This window comes from Kocuria sp. UBA1838 (genome assembly GCF_002338785.1).
GTDB classification, from domain to species: Bacteria; Actinomycetota; Actinomycetes; order Actinomycetales; family Micrococcaceae; genus Kocuria; species Kocuria marina.
In genome coordinates this window covers 282,349-298,519 of record NZ_DDIY01000017.1, presented here as the reverse complement: position 1 = coordinate 298,519, position 16,171 = coordinate 282,349, and the positions used below count along the sequence as shown (strand labels likewise).

The window sequence follows — 16,171 nt, the reverse complement described above, 5'->3', positions numbered from 1 at the left end:
GAAGCGCGCGGTGAGCACGAACTGGCCGGTCGGATGCGGCGCGAGTTCGACTACGACGGGCTGCAGACGTGCGCGGTGGACGGCATGTGCGTGACCGCGTGCCCCGTGGACATCAACACGGGTGACCTGGTGCGTCGGCTGCGGTCGGAGAACCGTTCCGCCGTGGCGGACCTCGTGTGGGCGGGGCTCGCCCGGGCGTGGCCCGTGACCGTTCCTGGTGCGGCCTTCGCGCTGTCCCTGGCCCGGCGGATGCCCGCCGCGCTCCCGGTCAGCGCGACGTCGGTGGCCCGCGCCGCGCTCGGGACGGACACCGTCCCCCGCTACTCCCCTCGCCTGCCCGCGGGCGGTCGCTCCCGTGCCGGATTGACGACGGCGCCCGCGAACGTCCCTGCCGACCGCGCCCGGGCCGTGTTCTTCCCCGCGTGCATCGGGGCCATGTTCGGCACGGTGCACGGGGAGGGACCGTCGGTGTCCGAGGCGTTCCTCATGCTGTGCGAGCGGGCCGGCGTCAGCGTGCACGTTCCCGAGGGCATCACCTCCACGTGCTGTGGCACGCCGTGGAAGTCCAAGGGCCTACCCTCCGGATACGAGACCATGTCCCGGCGGACCCTCGAGACCCTGTGGGAGGCCTCCGAGCACGGCACACTCCCGGTGGTGTGTGATGCCTCCTCGTGCACCGAGGGGCTCGTCACCATGCGAGAACTGGCGGCGAACTCGCCCCGGTACGCCGGACTGCGGTTCGTGGACGCGGTGCAGTTCGTGGCCGAGAACGTGCTGGACCGGCTGACCGTGTCCTCGCCCGTGGGCGCGCTCGCGGTGCACCCCACGTGCTCGTCCGTGCAACTGGGGATCAACGATCACCTCCTGCGCGTGGCTGGCGCATGTGCCGAGCACGCCACCGTTCCTTTCGCGTGGGGGTGCTGCGGGTACGCGGGCGACCGCGGCATGCTGCATCCCGAGCTCACGGCGGCCGCCACGGCTCCCGAGGCTGCGGAGGTACAGGCCGGAGACTTTGATGCATATGCATCTTTGAATCGGACGTGTGAGCAAGGCATGACCGAGGCCACGGGCAAACCCTACGAACACGTCCTGCAGGTGCTGGAGCGGGTCAGCCGCTGACACCGCGCTCGGACGTTTTCGGTGACTCGGGGATTTCACATTCCTCCCGTGCTGCCGCTATGCTGAAGCAGTTGTTCGCGGCTCTGCCGTGTGACATCGGGATGTGGCGCAGCTTGGTAGCGCGCGTCGTTCGGGACGACGAGGTCGCAGGTTCAAATCCTGTCATCCCGACCACATGAACACCCGGACCCACGAATCGTGGGTCCGGGTGTTCTGCATTTCCCCACGGACCCGGATCCCGGAAACCCATTCCGAGCCTCTTCCCGGGACATGTTCCGGCCCGGCGATACTCGGCAGCGGCACATAGAAACCTATGCATAATCATTCATTGTCTGAACCGATATGCACTCCGGTTATGATCGCGTAGCTAACCGGCAATCCGTCACCACCCCCCCCGGCGCACCGGTGAACTCCACGATGACAAGCACTGACGACGAGCCCCTCCGGTTCAGACACAATTCAACTGTTGGTTTGCTAGTGCACACATGAACTGTATATATTCACTGCGGCGACAGCGGAACTGGCCTCATCGCCTTCACATCATTTGCATGGGGGAATTCTCGTCAGCGGGGGCTGACGGGAAGCGCCAGGATCCCCGGGGGACAGCTGTGACAGCTCTGAGAACTTTGGTGCACGATTCTTTCAGTCGCACTCGTACCGCCACGATCGTCGTGGCCCTATTGCTCACGGGGCTGGTCCCCGTGGTGCTTGAACTCCTGGGCTCACACGCCGAGGTCCTGGTCATCGCGGGCGGACTGCTGGTGTTGCTCACCGCATTCCTGGTGCTGCGCGGCTCCCGTCCGGTGGACGCCGAGCACGCATCGGAACCCGCCGGGAGCTCCCGCGGCGGGGTGGAGCTGTTGCTCTACCTCTCGCCGGTGATCTTCCTGAACATCGTCTTCCCGCTCGTGAGCCCGCGCATGGCGGAGGCGACCGTGGGTGGGGTCCAACTGACCCACGTGGTCCTGGCCTCTTCCATCACCGTGCCCTGGCTCGCGCAGGCCGCGTGCATGCCCGCGTACCGCGCGATCGGTGACCTCATGGCCGAGCGGGACATGCAGAAGATCACCCAGCGCTTTTGCGAGGTGTGGCCGGCCATGTTCCTGCAGACCCTCCCGCTCGCCGCGCTGTTCGCACTGCCGCTGTGGCTGGCCACCGGCTGGTCCTGGCAGGCCATGGGCGCCTACCTGCTGTTGCTGGGCGCGCACGTGCTGTTCGTGCAGTCCCTGGTCCTCGCCAACGTGGGAGAACGCCGCGGCCTGTGGGCCGTGGCATGGGGCGCCTACGCCCTGGCGCTGGCCGTGGTTCCCACCGTGTGGATCCTTCCGCCCCTGGTCGCCGCGGCCACCCAGATCGCGGCAATGGGCCGTCAGCTGTCCCACGTGCGGGTCTTCGAACGCCTGGACCACCGCAACTTCGCCGCGGACGCCCTGCGCGGATTGCTGCTCGGATCGGTGTTGTGGGCGGACAAGTTCGTGCTGTTCCTGGCCACGGACGGGACCTTCCAGGTGATCGTGGTGTTCATGGCCATGCTCCCCGCGGTGCTCGCCTACAACTTCTACTTCGTCAACATGGCCCCGCACGTGGACCGCGCCGTCAGCGGACTGCACCGGGCCATCGAGAAGGAAACACTGCCCGTGCTGGCCTCCCGCTCCACGCTGCTCAGCTACGTGGTGGACCGCTCCGTCCTGCGCACCGGCGCGGTGGGCATGGTGCTGACCCTGGCGGCCGCACTGCTACTGGGCGGCTTGCAGCCCAACCACGTCCTACTCGCGGTGACCGTGGCCGTGGCCTCATGGACATTCATGATGCTCACCCTGTTGAGCTACGAACTGGACTACATCGGGGAGAAGATCACGGCCCAGGCCCTGGGTGCGGTGCACCTGGTCGTGAGCGTCCTCGCGTTCGCGGTGTTCTCCACCAACGGGGCGTACGCCCTCCTGTTGCTCGCGGACCTGGTGCTGGTCGCTGGTGCCTGGGCGCTGTACAAACGCCACTGGGCCCAGCCCGAGTACACCCTCTTCTGGCGCCACGCCACGTCCTGGTAACGCAGTCCACGTAAGCGCTTCCTATCAAGCGCATCCGCCGCGCACGGGCGCAGTCCTGCCCGGTCCCGGCCCCACTGCACGTCCCGACTGGTCGCCACATTGCGCCCCCCGGACCCTTTCATCCCGTGAGGAATAGCCGACATGTACCCTTTCACGCGCTCACACGCCAAGCACCGCGCCACCAAGTCCGTGGCCGTCGCGGAACCCGCCCGTCTGTCCCCCGCCGCGCAACAGCGCCAGAAGCAGTACGAGGACGTGGACGTCGCCATCGTCATGGAATCCACCTACCCCTTCCTCAAGGGCGGGGTCTCGGCGGTCGTCCACGACATCGTCACGGGTAACCCCGACCTGAGCTACGGGATCATCCACATCTCCTGGGACTCCGAGGCACCCCAGGAGGACCTCTACTCCATGCCCGAGAACGTGAAATGGGTCCGCGTGGTCTACCTGAGCATGCAGGAGCACCGGGACGACTTCATGTCCGTGCGTCCCAAGGACCTGCGCATGACCGCGGAGCAGCGAACGGTGCTGTCCCACCGGATCTTCGACGCGATCTACGCCCTGGCCGGTGCCCGGGACACCGAGCCACTGTGGGAGCTCATCGACGAAGGACTCAATGAACGTACCCGGCAGTACCCCCTGTGGGCCGTGCTGGGCTCCCGCGAGTTCCTGCATGCGCTGACGGAGCGGATGCCGCAGCTCGGGCTCCCCCTGTCCGAATCGTTCTGGTTGCTGCGCGGATTCTTCTCCCTGGCCCACGCGATCCTGGGCGAGACCATGCCCCGGGCCCGGGTGTACCACGCGCACACGACCGGCTACGCGTCCCTGCTGGGTGCCGCGGCCGCGCGCGATCACGGCACGTCGTTCCTGCTCACCGAGCACAACCTGTACGTGCGCGACACCGTGAACACCCTGCTCGACCGCAACATGGCGCTGTCGATCACGTCCGAGGACTACCGCACGTTTGACGTCAGTGCCGAGGACCGGGCGTGGATGGCGTGGTGGATCGAGATCGGGCACTTCTGCTACCCGAGCGCCGAGCTCGTAACCTACCTCTACCCCACGGCCATCACGGAGGCCGCGAGCCTGGGCGCGGACGTGGACAAGTCCGTGGTGCTGCCCAACGGCATGATCATCGAGGAGTTCGAGGAGAAGTACCACGCCCGCCAAGCCGCGGTAGAGCGCATTGCGCAGTCCCCGGAGGAACACACCTGGCGACTCGTGTACATCGCCCGCGTGGTGCCCATCAAGGGACTCATGGATCTGCTCTCCAGCATGGACATCCTGCGGGATCGCGGGTACCCCAACATCCACCTGGACGTCCTGGGCCCCACCGAGCATGTGCCCGAGTACTACGAGGCGTGCCTCGAGAAGATCGAGGCCCTGGGCCTCCACGACCTCGTGACCATCCACGGGACCGTGAACGTACGGGACATGCTCGACCAGTTCGACCTCCTGGTGCTCCCGAGCTACAACGAGGGCCAGCCGATCGTGGTGCTCGAGGCCATGGCCGCGGGCATCCCCACGGTGGGTTCGGACGTGGGTGGCATGAGCCAGCTCGTGGGCGACGACCTGGTGACCCCCGACGGCCGCACGTGGGGACCGTGCGGTGAACTGCTCGCACCCGGTGACATCGTGGCCATGGCGGACAAGGTCCAGGCCGTGATCGGGAACGTGGACCGTTACCGCTCCTACAGCACCAACGCCCGCGGCCGCGTGGAGGACTTCTTCCAGCTCCACGAGGTCATGTCCTCCTACAACAAGATCTACCGGATGCTCGGCAACATGGGTGAGAAGCGCAACTTCGAGTACTCGGACCTGCGTCAACCGGCGCTCGACGCGCCGTTGGCGGGCGCGGGCGAGTGAGCGGCGTCGGCGCCTGGATCCGGTACGGGGGCCCGATCAGCCCCGAGCAGCTCGACTTCGCCGCGCAGCACTACCGGGCGGCGATCCTGCAACCGTGGGAGACGGCGGCGGCCGCGGACCTCAAGCGGCGCCGCCCGGACATGACGGTGCTGTGCTACAAGTGCCTGTCCTCGACCCGCAGTTACGAACCGGGCCCGATCCACAGTTCCGGGGTCTCGTACGCCGAAGCCCCGGACCGGTGGTTCGCGCGGCGCCTGGACGGTGAACGCATCGAGTGGGCCCGCTACGGCGGACACTGGCAGATGACCGTGTGGTCGCCCGAGTACCGCGAGCGCTGGGTGCGCAACGTCGTCGCCGAGCTGCGGGATTCGCCGTTCGACGGCGTGATGGCGGACAACGACGTGTTCGACGACTACTACGGCCTGGACCTGCCCATCCGTCATGCCCGGACGATGGCGGATTTCCGCGACGGTGCGGGCGAATTGGTGCATGCCGCGGGCACGGCCCTGAACGAGGTCGGTAAGATCCTGGTCCCGAACATCGCGGAATCGCGACGCGAGCCCGGCCGCTGGGCGAGCCACGCGGCCTACGGCGGCGGATTCGAGGAGGTGTGGCTGGGTTTCAGCCCGGTGGACCTGTTCGACCCGGAGACCACCGAGACGCAGCTGCCCCAGGCGGACGGGCCGGGCCTCAGCATCCTGCGGGTGCCCACGGACGGCGACGACGACCACCCCAATGTCGAGTACGGTCTGGCCGCGTTCTGGATCTTCGGGGCGGGCCGCGGCGCGTACGCGGCCACGGCGCACGACGACTACAGCCGCACCCAGCACACCGCGCAGCTCGATTGGGATCTCGGCGCGCCGGTGCAGGACCCCGTGCGCCGCGGTCACACGTGGTGGCGCGAGTTCACGCACGGCTGGGCCGCGGTGAACTTCAACGCCGACCGCCGACGACGCCGCCGCGTCCGGGTGCCGCGCGGCATGGTCGACGTCCGGGGTCGGGCGGCGGGGTCCCACCTGGTGCTGCAGCCCCGCCGCGGGGTGGTGCTGCGGCGGGGGTGAGCCCACCGGGGGTGCGGGGCATCGCGTGCCGGACGCCCGTCCGGCACGCGTGTGCGCCGGACATGTTGTCTCTGGCCGCGCCGTGTGAGGCCCGGGCGCGAGATGACACCCCGTCGGCGCATCGTGATGGAATCACCCCATGAGCCCAATACCTCGTCCGCGCCCGTTCACCCAGGTCGACGTCTTCTCCCGGGAGCCCTATCTGGGCAACCCGGTGGCGGTCATCCTGGATGGCACCGATCTCACCGACGACGCCATGGCCCGCTTCGCGCGCTGGACCAACCTGTCCGAGACCACGTTCGTGCTCCCACCCACGGACCCGGACGCCGACTACCGGCTGCGCATCTGGACCCCGGACCGTGAACTGCCGTTCGCCGGTCACCCCACCCTGGGCTCGGCCCACGCATGGCTCACCGCGGGCAACACCGCGCGTGCCAAGGACGTCATCGTCCAGCAATGCGCCGCGGGCCTCGTGCGGATCCGCCCGTCCGACGACGGCGCACTGACCTTCGAGGCCCCACCCACCGACCGCACGGGAGACCTGGGCCCGGAACTGCTCGGGGGCGTAACCGCGGCCCTGGGCCTGCGGGACGAGCAGGTCGTCGCCCATCAGTGGGTCGACAACGGCCCCGGCTGGGCCGCGCTGCTTCTGGCTGGCGCCGAGGACGTCCTGGCGATCGAGCCCGACCTTCCCGCTCTCCACGGCGCCAAGATCGGCGTGGTGGGTCCCCACCCGCAGAGCAGCCCGCACCAGTTCGAGGTCCGCGCCTTCGTGGGTGGCACCGGCGGGTACGAGGACCCCGTCACGGGAAGCCTCAACGCGAGCCTGGCCCAGTGGCTCATCCGTACGGACCGGGCGCCCGCGAACTACATCGCCCGACAGGGCACCCTCATGGGACGCAGCGGCCTCGTGACCGTGACGTCGGACGGGGACCACGTGTTCGTGGGCGGACACTGCACCGCGTGCATCGACGGGACGGTGCTGCTGTGAACCCCCGGGGCACCGAGCAGGGCGCGTCCCTGCACCTGGTCTTCGACGGCAACTGCGGGTTCTGCACGCGCTGCGTGGGATGGGCCCGGACACTGGACCGCCATGACCGGATCGCCCTGCACGCCTACCAGGTCCCCGGCGTACTGGAGCGGTTCGGACTGACGAATGCGGAGGGCAACGCGTCGGTGTGGGCCGTCCTATCCCGTTCCGGTGAGCGATCCTCGGGGGCGCACGCGGTGGCCGTGACCCTGGACACCGCCCTGGGCATCCGGGTGTTCGAGCCGTTCTACCGATTACCGCCCGTGCGGTGGGTCCAGGACCGCGTGTACCGGTGGGTGGCCGATCACCGGGGGAAGTTCCCCGGTGTCACCCCGTGGTGCCAGCAGCACCCCGGGCGGTGCGGGACCCCGTAACGGTTCCGCTCCGCGTACCGAGCGAGCCGTGCCACCCGCGCGACGGCAAGACACTGCGGCGCCATGACTCCGCCCCGACGCGCACCACCCCACCGAACACGTCGCCACCCGAGCGGTGCCATCCCACCGCGGCGCCGCCGCTCCACCGCGTTCAAAGATCGGGTCTCACCCGGGCAGCGTGTCCCGCAGCGCCCGCGCCGCCGCGGTGACGTCCTCCGCATCGGTCACGGCCCGCACGACCACGATGCGCGAGGCACCCGTGTCGAGCACGGACGGCAACCGCGCGGTGTCGACCCCGCCGATCGCGAAGAAGGGCTTGTCCCCCGCGTGCTGAGCAGCGTAGCGCGGCAGCTCGAGCCCCACGGCCGCGCGACCCGGCTTGGTGGGGGTCTCCCACACGGGCCCGGTGCAGAAGTAGTCGAGCCCGGCGTCGGCCACGGCGGCGTCCACCTGGACCGGGGAGTGACAGGACCGCCCGATCACCACGTCGTCCCCCAGGACCCGCCGAGCCTGCGCGGTGGTGAGATCGCCCTGGCCCACGTGGAACACGTCCGCGCCGGTGAGCAGCGCGACGTCCGCGCGGTCGTTGACGGCGAAAAGTGCGCCGTGCTCACGGGCGACGTCGGCGAGCACCTCGATGGCCTCGATCTCCGCTGCGGCCTCGAGGGATTTGTCCCGCAACTGGATGATGTCCACCCCGCCCTCGTACGCGGCGTGCAGAAATTCCCGCAGGTCACCGCGCTCGCGGCGCGCCGTGACGCACACGTACAGTCGCGCCTTCTCGAGGGCGGCGCGGCGCCCGGTACCCGTCTGGCTCGTGTGTCCCATGCGGCCATCGTGGCACGAACCGCGCGCCCGCGGACACCTCGCCCGATCAGCCCGCCGCGAAGTCCCCCTGCGTTCCACAGCTAGGGGTGATTAGACTGGCAGGGCCGTTCGTCGCCGTTCGACGAACTCCACGGGAGTCCGCACACGTTGGCAACAACCACCGCAGCGGGCTGAGAGGGCGTGAGCCGCCGACCGGATCACCTGATGCGGATCATGCCGCCGGAGGGAGGAACAATGCCAGAGCACCTCGGTGACCACGTGGTCGTGGCCGGAGCTGGTCTCGTGGGCCTGGCCACGGCCTTCGAACTACGACGCCGCGGGGCCGCCGTGACCGTCGTCGATCCCCGCCCGGCGTGGGGCGCCACCCGCGCGGCCGCGGGCATGCTCGCACCGATCGCCGAGACCCAGTACGGCCAGGAACGCCTCTACCCCCTCATGCGGGCCTCCGCCGCGGAGTACCCGGACTTCGTGGAGCGCGTCACCGCGGCCACGGGCCTGCCCACGGGCTACCGCACCGAGGAGACGCTCGTGGTGGCCGCCGACGCCGCGGACGCCCAATCCCTCTCCGACCTCGCGTCACACCAGATCGCCTCCGGGATGGACGTGCAGGAGATCTCCACGCGGGAGGCCCGGCACCTGGAACCGGCTCTTGCGCCGCGGTTGAGCGGTGCGGTACGGATCGTCTCCGACCGCCAGGTGGACCCCCGGATGCTCGCGGCCGCCCTGGTGGAGACCCTGAACTGCCCGCAGCTGACCACCATCGGGGACGTCCCCGACGCCGGACCGGCGCAGTGGCTGACCTCCCGCGTGGACACCGTGCTGACGTCCCGCAGGGAACCCCGGCAGGCCACGGGCGTGCAGGTGGACTCCGGTGAGGTGATCCCCGCGGACGCCGTGGTCGTGGCCACCGGGCTGACCGCCAACACCATGGGCGGGCTGCCCGAGGGACTCGACCTCCGATTGCGCCCGGTGTTCGGGGACATCCTGCGGTTGCGGGTTCCCGAGACCGCACTGGCCCCCGGGGAATCGCATTTGCTCACGCGCACAGTGCGCGCCCAGGTCCTGGGTCGGCCCGTGTACATGGTCCCCCGCGAGGACCGCACCCTGGTGCTGGGCGCCACGAGCCGCGAGGACGGGCGCGAATCCGTGCTGGCCGGTGGCGTGCACCAACTGCTGCGGGACGCGCGCACCGTGGTCCCCGCGATCGACGACTGCGACGTCCTGGAGATGATGGCCCGCGCCCGCCCGGGAACCTCCGACGACCTGCCGTACGTGGGGAAGACCTCGGTGGCCGGGCTCGTGATCAGCACGGGTCACTTCCGTCACGGCATCCTGCTGACCCCCGTGGCGTCCCGGCTCGCGGCGGAGCTCGTGACCGGCGTCCTGGACCCGCTCGCGGACCACGAGTCCGACGCCGCGTTCCTCGCCGACACCGACCCGGCCCGGCACTCGAACCCCGCCCCCGAGGCCCCGTTCACCACACCCGAGAGCTATCCCCAGATGCAGGGAGGACTCGAATGATCGCGCCCGAGACCACAGACAATTCCTCCACGGCCGTCGTGAACGGCTCCCCCGTGACGGTGACCCCGGGGTTGACGGTCGCGAGCGCCGTCGTCGACCTCACGGGCCGCGAGATCACACCCGAGGGCACCGCCGCGGACGGTCATCCCCTGGGGATCGCCGTGGCGGTGGACGACGCCGTAATCCCCCGCTCCCTGTGGGCCACGACCCCCGTGGAAGCGGGTCAATCCGTCGAGATCGTCACCGCGGTGCAGGGAGGCTGAACATGACCACGCACGGAACCCCCCTGACCGTGGCCGGGGTGGAGCTCTCGTCCCGGCTGATCATGGGCACCGGGGGCCTCACCGATTTCGCAATGCTCGAACGGGCCCTGCTGGCCTCCGGGACGGAACTGACCACGGTGGCCCTGCGCCGCTTCGCGCCCGGCCCCGCCTCGCCAGCGGGCGCGCAAGCATCCGGCACGGCGAACCGGGCGAGCGGTCGCGCGGGAGGTGGCGCAGCGGCGTCGTCGACCGGGACACCGCAGGACAGCCTGTACGGGCTGCTGCGCCGCAACGACATCCGGGTGCTGCCCAACACCGCGGGGTGCTACACCGCGCGGGACGCCCTGCTGACCGCTGAACTGGGGCGCGAGGCGCTGGAGACGGACTGGGTCAAGCTCGAAATCATCGCGGACGAGGACACCCTGCTCCCGGACGGTGTGGAGCTGCTGGACGCGACCGAGAAACTCGCTCGGCGCGGTTTCAAGGTCTTCGCGTACACGTCCGACGACCCCGTGCTCGCGCTGCGGCTCGAGGACGCCGGGGCCGCGGCCGTGATGCCCCTCGGTGCTCCCATCGGCACGGGTCTGGGGATCCTCAACCCGCACAACATCGAACTCATCGCGTCCCGCGCGTCCGTCCCCGTGGTGCTGGATGCCGGGATCGGCACGGCGTCCGAGGCGGCCCTGGCCATGGAACTCGGGTGCGACGCCGTCCTGCTCGCGTCCGCCGTGACCCGCGCGCAGGATCCCGTGGCCATGGCGAGTGCCATGAAGCACGCCGTGCTCGCGGGGCACCTGGCCCGCGGCGCGGGGCGGATCGCGCGGCGCACGCACGCCGTGGCGTCCTCGCCCATGGCCGGGCGCATCGACACCGCCGACGCGCCCCGCGGGGACTGGCCCGCGCCTTCATCCACCACCCCACAGCTGGAATCGCAGGTTTCATGAGCACCCCGCTACCACCCCTCGTGGCCCCCGCCTCCGATCTGAGTCGCGAGGAACTCGAACGCTATTCACGCCACCTCACGTTGCCGCAACTGGGCGAGACGGGGCAGCGTCGGCTCAAGAACGCACGCGTCCTGGTGATCGGCGCGGGCGGGCTCGGCGCTCCCGCGCTGCAGTACCTCGCGGCCGCCGGGGTGGGGACCATCGGCGTGGTCGACGACGACGTCGTATCCGTGTCCAACCTGCAACGCCAGGTGGTCCATGGGATGGCCGACATCGGTCGGCCCAAGGTCGATTCCGCCGCGGATGCCGTGGCCCGGCTCAACCCCCTGGTCACCGTGCACCGCCATCCCGAGCGGCTGAGCACCGACAACGCCCTGGAGATCTTCTCCGGCTACGACCTGATCATGGACGGCGCGGACAACTTCGGCACACGCTTCCTGGTCTCGGACGCCGCCGAACTCACCGGCATCCCCGTGGTGTGGGGCTCCATCCTGCGTTTCGACGGCCAGGTCTCCGTGTTCTGGTCCGGTCACGGCCCCGTGTACCGCGACCTGTTCCCGGAAGCGCCCGCGCCGGGCCAGGTCCCCTCGTGCGCCGAGGGCGGTGTGCTGGGCATGCTCCCGGCCACGATCGGCTCGGTCATGGTCACCGAGGCGCTCAAACTCATCACGGGCATTGGCCGTCCCCTGCTCGGCAGGGTCCTCATCCACGACGCCCTGGCCCAGACGTGGCGCGAGCTCACGGTCCTGCCGGACCCGCACCGCCCACCCGTCACGGATCTCTCGCGGGTGGCGCTCGCGTGCGGTCTGCCCTCCGACGACGACGCCGCTCCCGCCCCCCACGAGACCGTCACCGCCCCGGAGCTGGCCGAGCTACTGACCGCCCGGTCCCTCGGGGAGACGTCCTTCACGCTCGTGGACGTGCGCGAGGACTGGGAGCGCAATCTCGTGGCCATCCCCGGATCCGTGCACGTGCCGCTGCAGGACGTCCTGGACCGGGGTGTCACGGCTCTTCCGGATGAGGCGGAGGGCACCGTGATCCTGCACTGCAAGGCCGGTGCCCGTTCCGCCCAGGCCCTCGCGGCACTGCGCAGGGACTACGCCCTGCGGGAGGACACCGTGAAGCACCTGGACGGCGGGGTGCTCGCGTGGATCGACCGGGTGGACCCGGCGCTGCCGCGCTACTGACCCGTTCGATCACAGCTCCTCCTCAAGGAGCGGTTTCCGCGCGTGTGTCACCATGAGGTCCAGCGGTTCGTGGTGGATAGCCGTTGGACTGACTGATCGCTTGTCGCGCGCGGCAGCTCCTCGTGAGCGATCGCTGCTGGTGAGCAACGTGTGAACGCGAAGGTCCCCGTCACCGCGGTAACGCGGGCGACGGGGACCTTTCTCGAAGTATGCGGGACAGGACCGCGCGGCCTCAACCCAGCAGGATCACGTCCAGCGTGCGCGGACCGTGGACACCCTCCACGCGTTCGAGCTCGATGTCCGAGGTGGCCGAGGGCCCCGAGATCATGGTGGTGGGCGCGGTGGGCTCCACGCGGGCCATGGCCTCCGGGATGAGCTCCACCACGGAGTCCAGCGGCACGATGCAGATGTGGTGGTCCGGCACCAGGGTGATGGCGCGCCGACCCTCGTCCGGGCGCCCGGACAGGAAGATGGTGCCCGTCTGCGCGCACGAGACCGTGGAGGAGGTCACCACGGCGTCCACCTGGTTGAGGTCCCGCACGGTGAGCGCGGAGGCCTTGCGACCGTCGTTGGGGTCCACGATGGCCCGGCGGGCGGCAGTCTCCTCGGGCAACCACGCGGTGTCGAGGCCCTCGGGGATCACGTAGCGCGCGGAGGTCCCAAGCTGGGTGGCGACGCGCTGCGCCACGGTCTGCGCGGTCTCCCGGTAGACGTTGGCCTTGTAATCGAGCAACCGATCCTCGAGCATGTCGATGATCTCGTCCCGCCCGAGGTCCGAGGTGTGCCGGTAGTCGCGGGGCACGTGGGGTGCCCGCGGGTGGTCCGCGAGCGCACCGTTGAGCCGCGCGAGGATTTCGGTCTTGGCGTCGGCGCTCATGCCGGCTCTCCGTCCTGGTTCCCGCGGCCTGCGTGGCCGTTGCGGGGTGCGATGTTGTCCTCGTGGGGGTCGCCCGTGGCGGCACTGTACGCCCCGGCCACGGCATCCGCGCCGGCACCCGGGGTGGCGGCGTCCTGGCCGGTGCCGGCCGCGGTCTCCTCGGTCCGGGCGGCCTTGGACTCGCGGTGCAGGCCCTGGGGGGTTGCCGTCTCGGCGGACGACGCCGGGTGGTCCTCCGCAAGCCCCGCACCGGTGCGCGCGGTTCCCGACGCCGCAGTGACGCCGTCGCGCTCGAGTCGTTCCCCGGTCTCCCCCTCGTGCTTCTTCCACCAGTTGCGGAAGGACTCCTTGGGGGGCTCGGGGATGTCGCGCTCGGCGGTCCAGCCGCCCACCATGCCGGGCAGCCAACCGATGGCGCGGTCGCGGCCGGCGATGACACGGCCCATGGGTAGCCCGCGCTCCGCCAAGGACATTCGCTGACCAGAGGACATCACGAAGGAAGCGCCCTTCATCATGGCGTCCATCTGCGTGGGCACACCGCGGGAAGGCACGGCTCCTCGGATGCGGCGTCCTGCGCGACGCGCCCGAGAACCGAGCTCCTGGAGGGTGCCCTTCTGGGGGGCAGTGTCCTGCCCACCCCGGCCCTCGTCCGCGGTCAGGGACTTCTCCTCGCGCCAGTTGTCGTCTGCGCCCACCGCGGGGTCCTTGGAGACCGGTGCAGGGTGGGCGTGGTCCGCGCGTTGCCCGTGCTGGGTGCGGATGTCCTCGTCCCGCAGATGCACGAGGATCTCGGGGATGTTGATCTTCACGGGACACACTTGGTAGCACGCCCCGCACAGGGAGGACGCGTACGGCAGGGAGGCGTTCTTCTCGGACGTGATGCCCGTGAGCTGCGGCGAGAGGATCGCCCCAATGGGACCGGGGTAGGTGGAGCCGTAGGAGTGCCCGCCCGCGTGCTCGTACACGGGGCACACGTTCAGGCACGCGGAACACCGGATGCAGTGAAGTGCGGAGCGACCCTGCGGGTCCGCGAGCACCGCGGAGCGCCCGTTGTCCAGGAGCACCACGTGGAAGTTCTTGGGGCCGTCCCCGGGCGTCACGCCGGTCCACAGGGAGGTGTACGGGTTCATGCGTTCGCCAGTGGAGGAGCGCGGCAAGAGCTGGAAGAACACCTCGAGGTCCTGGTAGGTGGGCAACAGTTTCTCGATGCCCATCACGGTGATCAGGGTCTCGGGCAGGGTCAGGCACATGCGCCCGTTGCCCTCGGACTCCACCACGGACAGGGTGCCAGTGTCCGCGATGCCGAAGTTCGCGCCGCTGATGGCCACCTTGGAGGTGAGGAACTTCTCCCGCAGGTGCTGCCGCGCGGCCTCCGCGAGCACTCGGGGCTCGCTCGTGAGCTCCTCGGTGACGCCGGGCATCTCGCGGCTGAAGATCTCGCGGATCTCCTCGCGGTTCTTGTGGATCGCGGGCACCAGGATGTGGGAGGGCTTGTCCCGCCCCAGCTGCACGATGAGCTCGGCGAGGTCCGTCTCCGTGGCGGTGATCCCGTGCTCGGAGAGGTGCTCGTCCAGCCCGATCTCCTGGGTGGCCATGGACTTCACCTTGATCACGTCCGTGGTGTCCTGCTCCTGGACCAGACGGGTCACGATGGCGTTCGCCTCGTCCGCGTCCCGGGCCCAGTGGACGACGCCGCCGCGCGCCGTCACGTTCGCCTCGAACAGCTCGAGCAGCTCGGGCAGCTCCGCCATCACGGTCTCCTTGATGGCGGAGCCGGCGTCGCGCAGCTCGCTCCAGTCAGGGACTTCCCCCACCACGCCAGCGCGCTTGGCGCGGATGGTGTGGGTGGCGTGCCGGATGTTGGCGCGCATCTGCTTGTTCTGCAGCTCCTTCTTGGCGGCCTTGGGGAAGGCGACCTGCGCGTGCAGGTTGCCCTGCCCGTGCACGGGACGCACGGCGGGCATGCCGAGGGACGTGACGCTCATCGAGTTGCTCCTGCAGTGGTGACCGGGCTCGCCGTGCGACGGCCGGGTTGGGAGATGGACAGTTCAACGGGGCCCTCTACCTGCAGCGGGTTGGCCCGGGTTGAGGCGAGGATTTCCGCGAAGTGGACGGTCTGGACGTCCACGTTCCGCTTGGACGCGGCTCCGCCCAGGTGCAGCAGGCACGAGGCATCCCCGCCGGTGCACAGCGAGGCGCCCGAGCTGCGAATGTTGTTGAGCTTGGCGTCCGCCATGGCACCGGAGACGTCCGGATTCTTGAAGGAGAACGTGCCGCCGAAGCCGCAGCACTCCTCGGCGTCGGGTAGCTCATGGAACTCGATGTCCGCTACGGAGCGCACGAGGTCCTTCTGGCGATCCCCGAGTCCCAGCAGGCGCATGCCGTGGCACGAGGGGTGGTAGGTCACCGGGTGCGGGAACCAGGAGCCGAGCTGCTCGGCGGCGTCCGTCACGCCCAGCACGTCCACGAGCAGCTCGGAGAGCTCGTAGGTGTTCTTGGCCACCATGGCGGCATCCTCGGCCAGGGCGTCCTCGCCGCACTGGCGCGCAACCATCGGCTGCTGGTGCCCCAGGGAGGCCACACAGGAGCCGGAGGGGGCCACGGCGACGTCGTAGTCCGCGCTGGTGAACGCGCGCACGTGGTTGCGGATCACCGGCACAGCGTCCTGGAAGTACCCGCTGTTGACGTGCATCTGGGAACAGCAGCCCTGCCCCTGGGGAAACACGACCTCGTGTCCCAGCCGCTCGAGGATCCGCACGGTGGCCAGCGCCACCTTGGGATACATGGCATCCACAATGCATGTGGCGAAGAGCGCGATTTTCATGTGTGTGGTCTCCTAACCGTCTGCCCCGGTCCATACTCTGCGGTCATACCAGGCTACGCCCGTGAGCCCGATCACAACAACGTACGGCGTGGCATGGGACAGGCATGAAAGGCCGCGCGCGGGCTCCCCACGGCGGGGCGCGAGGTGTTCACCATGTGACCTGCATCATGTACGCTGTGCGGTAGGACCAATGTGGTCTGACCACTCATCGTACGACTTGCCCGGACGT

General features: G+C 69.6%; 14 protein-coding genes and 1 tRNA gene. 11 read left to right on the top strand and 4 right to left on the bottom strand.

Annotation, left to right across the window (positions count from 1 at the left end; genetic code table 11):
• From B3I25_RS10465 to B3I25_RS10435, 7 genes are all read left to right on the top strand, one after another.
• Positions 1-1,119 (top strand): (Fe-S)-binding protein (locus B3I25_RS10465; protein WP_286738891.1); only part of this gene is annotated, 1,119 nt, incomplete at its 5' end.
• A 97-nt stretch (positions 1,120-1,216) separates the two neighbouring features.
• Positions 1,217-1,293, top strand: a tRNA-Pro gene (locus B3I25_RS10460).
• 434 nt (positions 1,294-1,727) lie between these two features.
• Positions 1,728-3,167 carry a hypothetical protein gene (locus tag B3I25_RS10455; RefSeq protein WP_286738890.1) on the top strand — a complete coding sequence of 480 codons (1,440 nt, stop codon included), beginning with the start codon at positions 1,728-1,730 and terminating at the stop codon, positions 3,165-3,167.
• A gap of 141 nt (positions 3,168-3,308) precedes the next feature.
• Positions 3,309-5,033, top strand: a complete 1,725-nt coding sequence (gene pelF / locus B3I25_RS10450) for a GT4 family glycosyltransferase PelF (protein WP_064846622.1) — start codon at positions 3,309-3,311, stop codon at positions 5,031-5,033.
• The gene (locus B3I25_RS10445; RefSeq protein ID WP_064846621.1) at positions 5,030-6,094 is read left to right on the top strand and encodes a putative glycoside hydrolase; all 1,065 of its coding nucleotides are present in this window, start codon (positions 5,030-5,032) and stop codon (positions 6,092-6,094) included. Before pelF ends, B3I25_RS10445 begins: the two co-directional genes overlap by 4 nt.
• A gap of 139 nt (positions 6,095-6,233) precedes the next feature.
• Positions 6,234-7,085 (top strand): PhzF family phenazine biosynthesis protein, encoded by an 852-nt coding sequence (locus B3I25_RS10440; protein WP_206479007.1) that lies wholly within the window; start codon positions 6,234-6,236, stop codon positions 7,083-7,085.
• On the top strand, positions 7,058-7,498 hold the full coding sequence (locus tag B3I25_RS10435; protein WP_231885551.1) for a thiol-disulfide oxidoreductase DCC family protein: 441 nt from the start codon (positions 7,058-7,060) through the stop codon (positions 7,496-7,498). The genes B3I25_RS10440 and B3I25_RS10435 overlap by 28 nt, the downstream gene beginning before the upstream one ends.
• Positions 7,499-7,663: 165 nt before the next feature.
• Here the strand turns inward: B3I25_RS10435 and thiE are convergent, their stop codons facing one another.
• Positions 7,664-8,326 carry a thiamine phosphate synthase gene (gene thiE, locus B3I25_RS10430; protein WP_286738887.1) on the bottom strand — a complete coding sequence of 221 codons (663 nt, stop codon included), beginning with the start codon at positions 8,324-8,326 and terminating at the stop codon, positions 7,664-7,666.
• Between the two features lie 234 nt (positions 8,327-8,560).
• On the opposite strand from thiE, the gene thiO reads away from it, so the two are divergent.
• The 4 genes from thiO to moeB are packed head-to-tail and all read left to right on the top strand — an operon-like array spanning position 8,561 to position 12,241.
• Complete coding sequence (gene thiO / locus B3I25_RS10425) at positions 8,561-9,847, top strand: glycine oxidase ThiO (protein WP_286738886.1); 1,287 nt, start codon at positions 8,561-8,563, stop codon at positions 9,845-9,847.
• Positions 9,844-10,110, top strand: a complete 267-nt coding sequence (gene thiS / locus B3I25_RS10420; protein WP_144997303.1) for a sulfur carrier protein ThiS — start codon at positions 9,844-9,846, stop codon at positions 10,108-10,110. The genes thiO and thiS overlap by 4 nt, the downstream gene beginning before the upstream one ends.
• A gap of 2 nt (positions 10,111-10,112) precedes the next feature.
• Positions 10,113-11,054 (top strand): thiazole synthase, encoded by a 942-nt coding sequence (locus B3I25_RS10415; RefSeq protein ID WP_286738885.1) that lies wholly within the window; start codon positions 10,113-10,115, stop codon positions 11,052-11,054.
• Positions 11,051-12,241 (top strand): molybdopterin-synthase adenylyltransferase MoeB, encoded by a 1,191-nt coding sequence (gene moeB, locus B3I25_RS10410; protein ID WP_206479011.1) that lies wholly within the window; start codon positions 11,051-11,053, stop codon positions 12,239-12,241. Before B3I25_RS10415 ends, moeB begins: the two co-directional genes overlap by 4 nt.
• Before the next feature lie 232 nt (positions 12,242-12,473).
• On the opposite strand, the gene B3I25_RS10405 is transcribed toward moeB, so the two are convergent.
• Genes B3I25_RS10405 through B3I25_RS10395 form a run of 3 tightly spaced genes read right to left on the bottom strand, consistent with a single transcriptional unit; the run spans position 12,474 to position 15,942 of the window.
• Positions 12,474-13,118: a LutC/YkgG family protein gene (locus tag B3I25_RS10405; RefSeq protein WP_270263400.1), complete on the bottom strand. Its 645-nt coding sequence runs from the start codon at positions 13,116-13,118 to the stop codon at positions 12,474-12,476.
• Positions 13,115-15,103, bottom strand: coding sequence for a LutB/LldF family L-lactate oxidation iron-sulfur protein (locus B3I25_RS10400; protein WP_286738881.1), 1,989 nt, complete (start codon positions 15,101-15,103; stop codon positions 13,115-13,117). Before B3I25_RS10400 ends, B3I25_RS10405 begins: the two co-directional genes overlap by 4 nt.
• Complete coding sequence (locus B3I25_RS10395) at positions 15,100-15,942, bottom strand: (Fe-S)-binding protein (protein WP_064846365.1); 843 nt, start codon at positions 15,940-15,942, stop codon at positions 15,100-15,102. The genes B3I25_RS10400 and B3I25_RS10395 overlap by 4 nt, the downstream gene beginning before the upstream one ends.
• Positions 15,943-16,171: the final 229 nt, after the last annotated feature.